We start from the raw sequence: 6,992 nt of genomic DNA on the forward strand, positions 1-6,992 counted from the left end.
GGCTGCCGGCGCCCTGCGCGCCGATGTCGCACCGCGTGCCGTTCGCCCGCTACCCCTTCCTGCCCCCGTCCACCGCAAACCGCACGCGCCGCGCATGCCCGCGCCGCCGCGCGCGTGCGCGTCTGTACTCCTTGCCGCCGGATCGCGCACGCATGTGAGGGTGCAATTCACGGCCGGCCCGGCTGGGAACTGTGTCTTGGATGGCCCGCGCCGATTCGCTATTTTGAACGCAGTCGAAGCGATGCCGTGGGCTCCTCGCAGCACTCGCGCTTCCCGCCCCGACCGCGACCGTGCGCCACGCCGGCGCGCGCTGCGCGATCGCACCGGTGCGGCCCGCGCGCCGCCGCAGCGTGTGTCGTGCGCGTCGTGCGGTCGCGATCGGGATGCGCGAGCGCCGCACCGCATCGGGCTTCACCCTTCGACCCACCTTCACCGACAGGAGCCAGACCACCATGCCCGCACTTTGCGATATCTGTCACGCCCGGCCGGCCGTCGCGCGCGCCACCGTGATGCAGGACGGCGAGCGCAAGACGATCTCGATCTGCGATTACCACTTCCGACAGCTGATGCGGCATCAGAGCATGCTGAATCCGTTCGATTCGCTGCTGGGCGGTGGCGGACCGTCCTCGCTGTTCGGCGGCCTCGGCGACGACTCGCCGCTCGCCGCCGAGATTCCGCGCGAATCGGTCGACCCGACCGACGCATTCAGCGAACAAACGCTCGAACTGCTGCAGCGCGCGGCCGAGAAGGCACACGAGCTGCGCCGCAGCGAGCTCGATTCCGAACACCTGCTGTACGCGCTCGCGGACACCGACGTGTGCGCCGCGCTGCTGAAGGAACTGAAGCTGTCGCCGGAGGACATCAAGTCGTACATCGACGCGCATGCGCATACCGGCACGGCCGACCCCGATGCGCCGCTCGACAAGCTGTCGATCTCGCCGCGCGTGAAGAAGGCCGTGCAGTACGCGTTCCAGGCGTCGCGCGATCTCGGCCACTCGTACATCGGCCCCGAACACCTGCTGATCGGGCTCGCATCGGTGCCGGACAGCGTCGCCGGCACGCTGCTGAAGAAATACGGCGTGACGCCCGAGGCGCTGCGCCAGAAGGTCGTGAAAGTGGTCGGCAAGGGCGCCGAGGACGGCCGCGTCGATGCGCCGACCGGCACGCCGAATCTCGACAAGTTCGGCCGCGACCTCACCGCGATCGCGCGCCAGGGCAAGCTCGATCCCGTGCTCGGCCGCGCACAGGAAATCGAGAGCACGATCGAGGTGCTCGCGCGCCGCAAGAAGAACAACCCGGTGCTGATCGGCGAGCCGGGCGTCGGCAAGACGGCGATCGTCGAGGGCCTCGCGCAGCGCATCGTCAACGGCGACGTGCCCGAGGTGCTGCGCGACAAGCGGCTCGTCGAAGTCAACATCAACTCGATGGTGGCCGGCGCGAAATATCGTGGCGAATTCGAGGAACGCGCGAAGCAGCTGATCGACGAAGTGACCGCGAAGCAGGACGAACTGATCCTGTTCATCGACGAGCTGCATACGATCGTCGGCGCGGGCCAGGGCGGCGGCGAAGGCGGCCTCGACATCGCGAACGTGCTGAAGCCCGCGCTCGCGCGCGGCGAGCTGAGCCTGATCGGCGCGACGACGCTCAACGAATACCAGAAGTACATCGAGAAGGACGCCGCGCTCGAACGCCGCTTCCAGCCCGTGTTCGTGCCGGAGCCGAGCGTCGAGCAGACGATCGTGATCCTGCGCGGGCTGCGCGACAGCCTTGAGGCGCACCACCAGGTGACGTTCGCCGACGACGCGTTCGTCGCGGCCGCCGAGTTCGCCGACCGCTACATCACGTCGCGCTTCCTGCCCGACAAGGCGATCGACCTGATCGACCAGGCCGCCGCGCGCGTGCGGATCGGCGCGACGTCGCGCCCGGTCGACATTCAGGAAGGCGAAGCGCAAATCGCGCAACTGAAGCGCGAGCAGGACTATGCGACCTCGCGCAAGCGCTTCGACGAAGCGAAGCAGTTCGAAGAGCAGATCAACGCGAAGCAGAAGGCCGTCGACGAGATGATGGAGGCGTGGCAGCGCAAGACCGGCTCGGAGACGCTCGAAGTGACCGTCGAATCGGTGGCCGAGGTCGTGTCGCGGCTCACCGGCATCCCCGTATCCGAACTCACGCAGGAAGAGCGCCAGAAGCTGCTGAAGATGGAAGATCAGTTGCGCGAGCGCGTGGTCGGCCAGAGCGACGCGGTGGTCGCCGTCAGCGATGCCGTGCGGCTGTCGCGCGCCGGGCTCGGCCAGACCCACCGGCCGATCGCGACGTTCCTGTTCCTCGGGCCGACGGGGGTCGGCAAGACCGAGCTCGCGAAGGCGCTGGCCGAGACCGTGTTCGGCGACGAGCAGGCGATCATCCGCATCGACATGTCCGAATACATGGAGCGCCACGCGGTCGCGCGGCTGATCGGCGCGCCGCCCGGCTACGTCGGCTACGACGAAGGCGGCCAGCTCACCGAGCGCGTGCGGCGCCGCCCGTACAGCGTGATCCTGCTCGACGAGATCGAGAAGGCGCATCCGGACGTCTACAACGTGCTGCTGCAGGTGTTCGACGACGGGCGTCTCACCGACGGCAAGGGCCGCGTGGTCGATTTCAGCAACACGATCATCATCGCGACCAGCAACCTCGGCGCGGCGATCATCATGGACAACCTCACGCAGCCGGAAGCCGCGCGCAAGACCGACAAGGCGATCCGCGAGGAACTGATGCAGGTGCTGAAGGGGCATTTCCGGCCCGAGTTCCTGAACCGGATCGACGAGGTGATCGTCTTCCACGCGCTGTCGAAGGACAACATCCGCTCGATCGTGCAGATCCAGCTCGATCGCGTCGTGCGTACCGCCGCCGCGCAGGACATCACGCTCGTGATGGGCAGCTCGCTCGTCGACCACCTGACCGAAGTCGGCTACCAGCCGGAATTCGGCGCGCGCGAGTTGAAACGCCAGATCCGCCAGACGATCGAGACGCGGCTCGCGAAGGAGATCCTCGCCGACCGGCTGAAATCGGGCGACAAGTGCGAGGTCGACTACGACAAGGACAGCGACGAAGTGAAGTTCAACACGCTCGCCGCGCCTGAAGCGAAGGATACGAAGGACGCGAAGCCGGACGCCGACGGCAAGGCCAAACCCAACGGCAAGGCCGCCAAGGCGGCAGCAGACGCGAAGCAGGACGACACGCCCGCCGACGCCCCGCCGCCCGCGGCGAAGCCCGGCAAGAAGTCGTCCGGCGCGAAGAAGGACGCACACTAAAACAACGCTTGCCCTGCAACCCGGGGCACGCATGATCGGCTCCGTCCGCCGGACGGAGCCGCCCCACGCCGCGACACGGCGCAACCGAGCCACCCGCACCGGGCCCGGCTATTGGAGATTCACCATGACAAATCGACGCGAAGTGCCAGGCATCAGGAAATACGATGGGCCCGCCGGCGGTTGGGGCGCGCTTCGCGCGACAGCCGATGCGGTGCGCACGCAGATGGAAACCATCGAGGCGCCGATCGTGCTGATGCGGACCAACCAGCCCGACGGCTTCGACTGTCCCGGCTGCGCGTGGCCGGACAAGGAACACAAGTCGACGTTCCAGTTCTGCGAGAACGGCGCGAAGGCCGTCACGTGGGAGGCGACGACCAAGCGCGTGACGCCCGAGTTCTTCGCGGCGAACACCGTGTCGTCGCTGCTGCGCATGTCGGACTACGAACTGGAGAACATGGGCCGGCTCACGCATCCGCTCGTCTACGACCGCGCGACCGACACGTTCCGCGCGATCGAATGGGACGATGCCTTCGCGCGCATCGGCGAAGTGCTGCGCGCGCTGCCGCCCGATCAGGTCGAGTTCTACACGTCGGGCCGCGCGTCGAACGAAGCCGCGTACCTGTACCAGCTGTTCGCGCGCGAGCTCGGCACCAACAACTTCCCGGATTGCTCGAACATGTGCCACGAGCCGACCAGCGTCGGCCTGCCGCAGTCGATCGGCATCGGCAAGGGCACCGTGTCGCTGGAGGATTTCGACCACTGCGAGCTGATCATCTCGATCGGCCACAATCCCGGCACAAACCATCCGCGGATGATGGGCACGCTGCACGAGTGCGCGCGCCGCAACGTGCCGATCATCGTGTTCAACCCGCTGCGCGAGCGCGCGCTCGAACGCTTCGCCGATCCGCAGGACATGATCGAGATGGCGTCGTTCGGCTCCACGCGGATCGCGTCGACGTACTACCAGGTCGACGCGGGCGGCGACGCGGCCGCGCTGAAGGGCATCATGAAGGCGCTGCTGAAGCTCGAAGCCGAGCAAGGCGGCGTGCTCGACCGCGACTTCATCGCGCAGCACACCAACGGCTTCGACGCGTTCTCGGCCGACCTCGAAGCCACGTCGTGGGACGACATCGAACGCGCGAGCGGCTTGAGCCAGGAACAGCTCGAACAGGTCGCGCTCGCGTATGCGAAGTCGAACGCGACGATCATCACGTACGGGATGGGCGTCACGCAGCACAACAAGGGCACGGCCACCGTGCGCCTGATCGCCGACCTGCTGCTGATGCGCGGCAACATCGGCAAGCCCGGCGCCGGCGTGTGCCCGCTGCGCGGCCATTCGAACGTGCAGGGCAACCGCACGGTCGGCATCACCGAGAAGCCGTCGGCCGAATTCCTGAAGAAGATCGAGGACGTGTGCGGCTTCACGCCGCCCGCGCAGCACGGGCACGACGCGGTGCAGGCCATGCAGGCGATGATCGACGGCACCGCGAAGGCGCTGCTGTGCCTCGGCGGCAACTTCGCGGTCGCGCTGCCCGATCCGGAACTGTCGTTCCCGGCGATGGCGAAGCTCGACCTGAGCGTGCATCTCGGCACCAAGCTGAACCGCTCGCACCTGCTGGTCGGCAAGGAAACCTTCATCCTGCCGGTGCTCGGCCGCACCGAGCTCGACATGCAGGCCACCGGCCGGCAGTCGATCACCGTCGAGGATTCGATGTCGATGGTCCATGCGTCGGCCGGCAAGCTCAAGCCCGCGTCGGACCAGTTGCGCTCGGAGCCCGCGATCGTGGCGGGCATCGCGCATGCGACGCTGCCGAACAGCAAGGTCGCGTGGCTCGACCTGATCGCCGACTACGACCGCATTCGCGACCTGATCGACAAGACGGTGTCCGGCTTCGAGGCATTCAACGAGCGAATCCGCACGCCGGGCGGCTTCCGCCTGCCGCTGCCGCCCACCGAGCGCGTGTGGCCGACGCCGACCGGCAAGGCGATGTTCTCGGTCTACAAGGGTGTGAAGGAAGACGCGGACGTGCTCGGCGCCGAGCAGGTGCTGCGTTTGATCACGCTGCGCAGCCACGATCAGTACAACACGACGATCTACGGGCTCGACGATCGCTATCGCGGCGTGTTCGGCCGGCGTGACGTGCTGTTCATGAACGCGGCCGATCTCGCGAAGTACGGGCTCGAACACGGCGACCTCGTCGACATCGAGACGGTCACCGCGTCGGGCCGCACGCTGCGCCTCGAGAAGATCACCGCGATCGAGTACGACATCGCGCCGGGCTCGGTCGGCGCGTACTACCCGGAAGCGAACGTGCTCGTGCCGCTGGACTACATCGACAAGGAAAGCGGCACGCCGTCGTACAAGTCGGTGCCGGTGCGCGTCGCGCGCTCGGCGGTGGTGTGATCCGCGGGCGGGCGGGGCGCGGCACATGTCGCGCCCTTCGGCCCGCCTGCTACCCTGCGCTTCGCGCTCGCGGCCGCCGCATCGCAACCGATGCGGCGGCCGTTTCATTTGAAAGCGGTTTCCGGTGTCGGCGTACTATGCAACACGTCCCTGAATTTCAATGGAGCCGGTTTCATCAATCGCACGAGTGATCTAGCGCGATATGCAATGGAGGCGGGGCTGGATGGATTCGTCGCACGGGACAAGCTGTATATGAAATGCAATCCCGAGTAAGGGCGGCACAATGCAATCGACGATCGCTTTATTTTCCGTTCGTGGGTATCCATCGTTCTTCTTCGGACGGATCGCCAACTCCATTGCCATCTGGGTTGATTTCACGCTGATCTTTTCTTCTGCTGTCGTTCAGCTATCACGCTAGTCCCGGAACGCTCGGGCTGGCGGCGGCGCTGTACGGATTGCCGGGGCTCCTGGCCGGTCCGTTCATCGGTGCACTGGCAGATAGAAAGTCGCCGGCGCTGATCATGCTGTCGAGTGCGACTGCCCGCTTCCTGACGTCATTGGGGCTCGCGCTCGCACCGAACGAGACGATGTTCATTGCATGGGTTCTGGTAAAGGGCGTCAGCAATCTCGGCACGGTCCCGGCCGAGCAGATCGTGATACGGCGTCTGCTGTCGGATGATCAGATCGTGTCGACCGTCACGCTGACATCGGTCGTCGATCAATGCACGAAGATTCTCTCGCCGTTACTTGGCGCCGGCCTGGCTCTCGTCCTCCATTCCCGGGGTGGATTCGCATTGACTGGCATGCTGGCCGTTTTTTCCATGGGATGCGCGTGCGGTGTGGCACGTGTTGTCGGATGGAGCAATCCTGATGCGAAGGCGGAACGTCGATTTCCAGATTTCACGCTGGTTCGTCACGTGCTCTCGGAGCGCCCTGTCTTGGCATCCGCACTGGGGCTCATGTTGACGTTCTCGACGATCCTGGGCCTGTACGACTCGATCGTGGTGGTGTTGCTGCGCGATCACGGCTTGCCGCCCAGTTCGTTCGGAACCATCGTCAGCTGCACCGCTGCCGGCGCAGTCAGCTGTGCAATCGTCCTGAAAAAGGTGCTTACGCACGTCAGTGTAGGCAAATCGATGCCGATATTCCTCACCGGGTTCAGTGCCACCGTAGTCGCAGCCGGCGTGCTGGCGCTCGCCTTGCCGACATTGAACCTTGGTGCGCTTTGCCTGTTGTGGGTGGTCAACGGCTTTTGCTACGGCGGCGGGGTGATGTCCTATTCGATCACGTTGCAG

General features: G+C 66.0%; 3 protein-coding genes and 1 pseudogene. All 4 read left to right on the forward strand.

Annotated features, from left to right (window positions below; translation table 11 throughout):
• The first annotated feature begins 452 nt into the window (after positions 1-452).
• Positions 453-3,293, forward strand: a complete 2,841-nt coding sequence (locus JMF90_RS17115) for an ATP-dependent Clp protease ATP-binding subunit (protein WP_201317343.1) — start codon at positions 453-455, stop codon at positions 3,291-3,293.
• Between the two features lie 124 nt (positions 3,294-3,417).
• Complete coding sequence (locus JMF90_RS17120) at positions 3,418-5,697, forward strand: FdhF/YdeP family oxidoreductase (RefSeq protein WP_077179506.1); 2,280 nt, start codon at positions 3,418-3,420, stop codon at positions 5,695-5,697.
• A gap of 123 nt (positions 5,698-5,820) precedes the next feature.
• Positions 5,821-5,970, forward strand: a pseudogene (locus JMF90_RS17125) (hypothetical protein); the annotation flags it as partial.
• Positions 5,971-6,092: 122 nt separating this feature from the next.
• Positions 6,093-6,992, forward strand: a 900-nt coding sequence (locus JMF90_RS17130) for an MFS transporter (RefSeq protein WP_268905988.1), incomplete at its 3' end; no start/stop codon positions are given.

Origin of the sequence: Burkholderia sp. E168m23 (assembly GCF_016586125.1) — a bacterium.
GTDB classification, from domain to species: Bacteria; Pseudomonadota; Gammaproteobacteria; order Burkholderiales; family Burkholderiaceae; genus Burkholderia; species Burkholderia orbicola.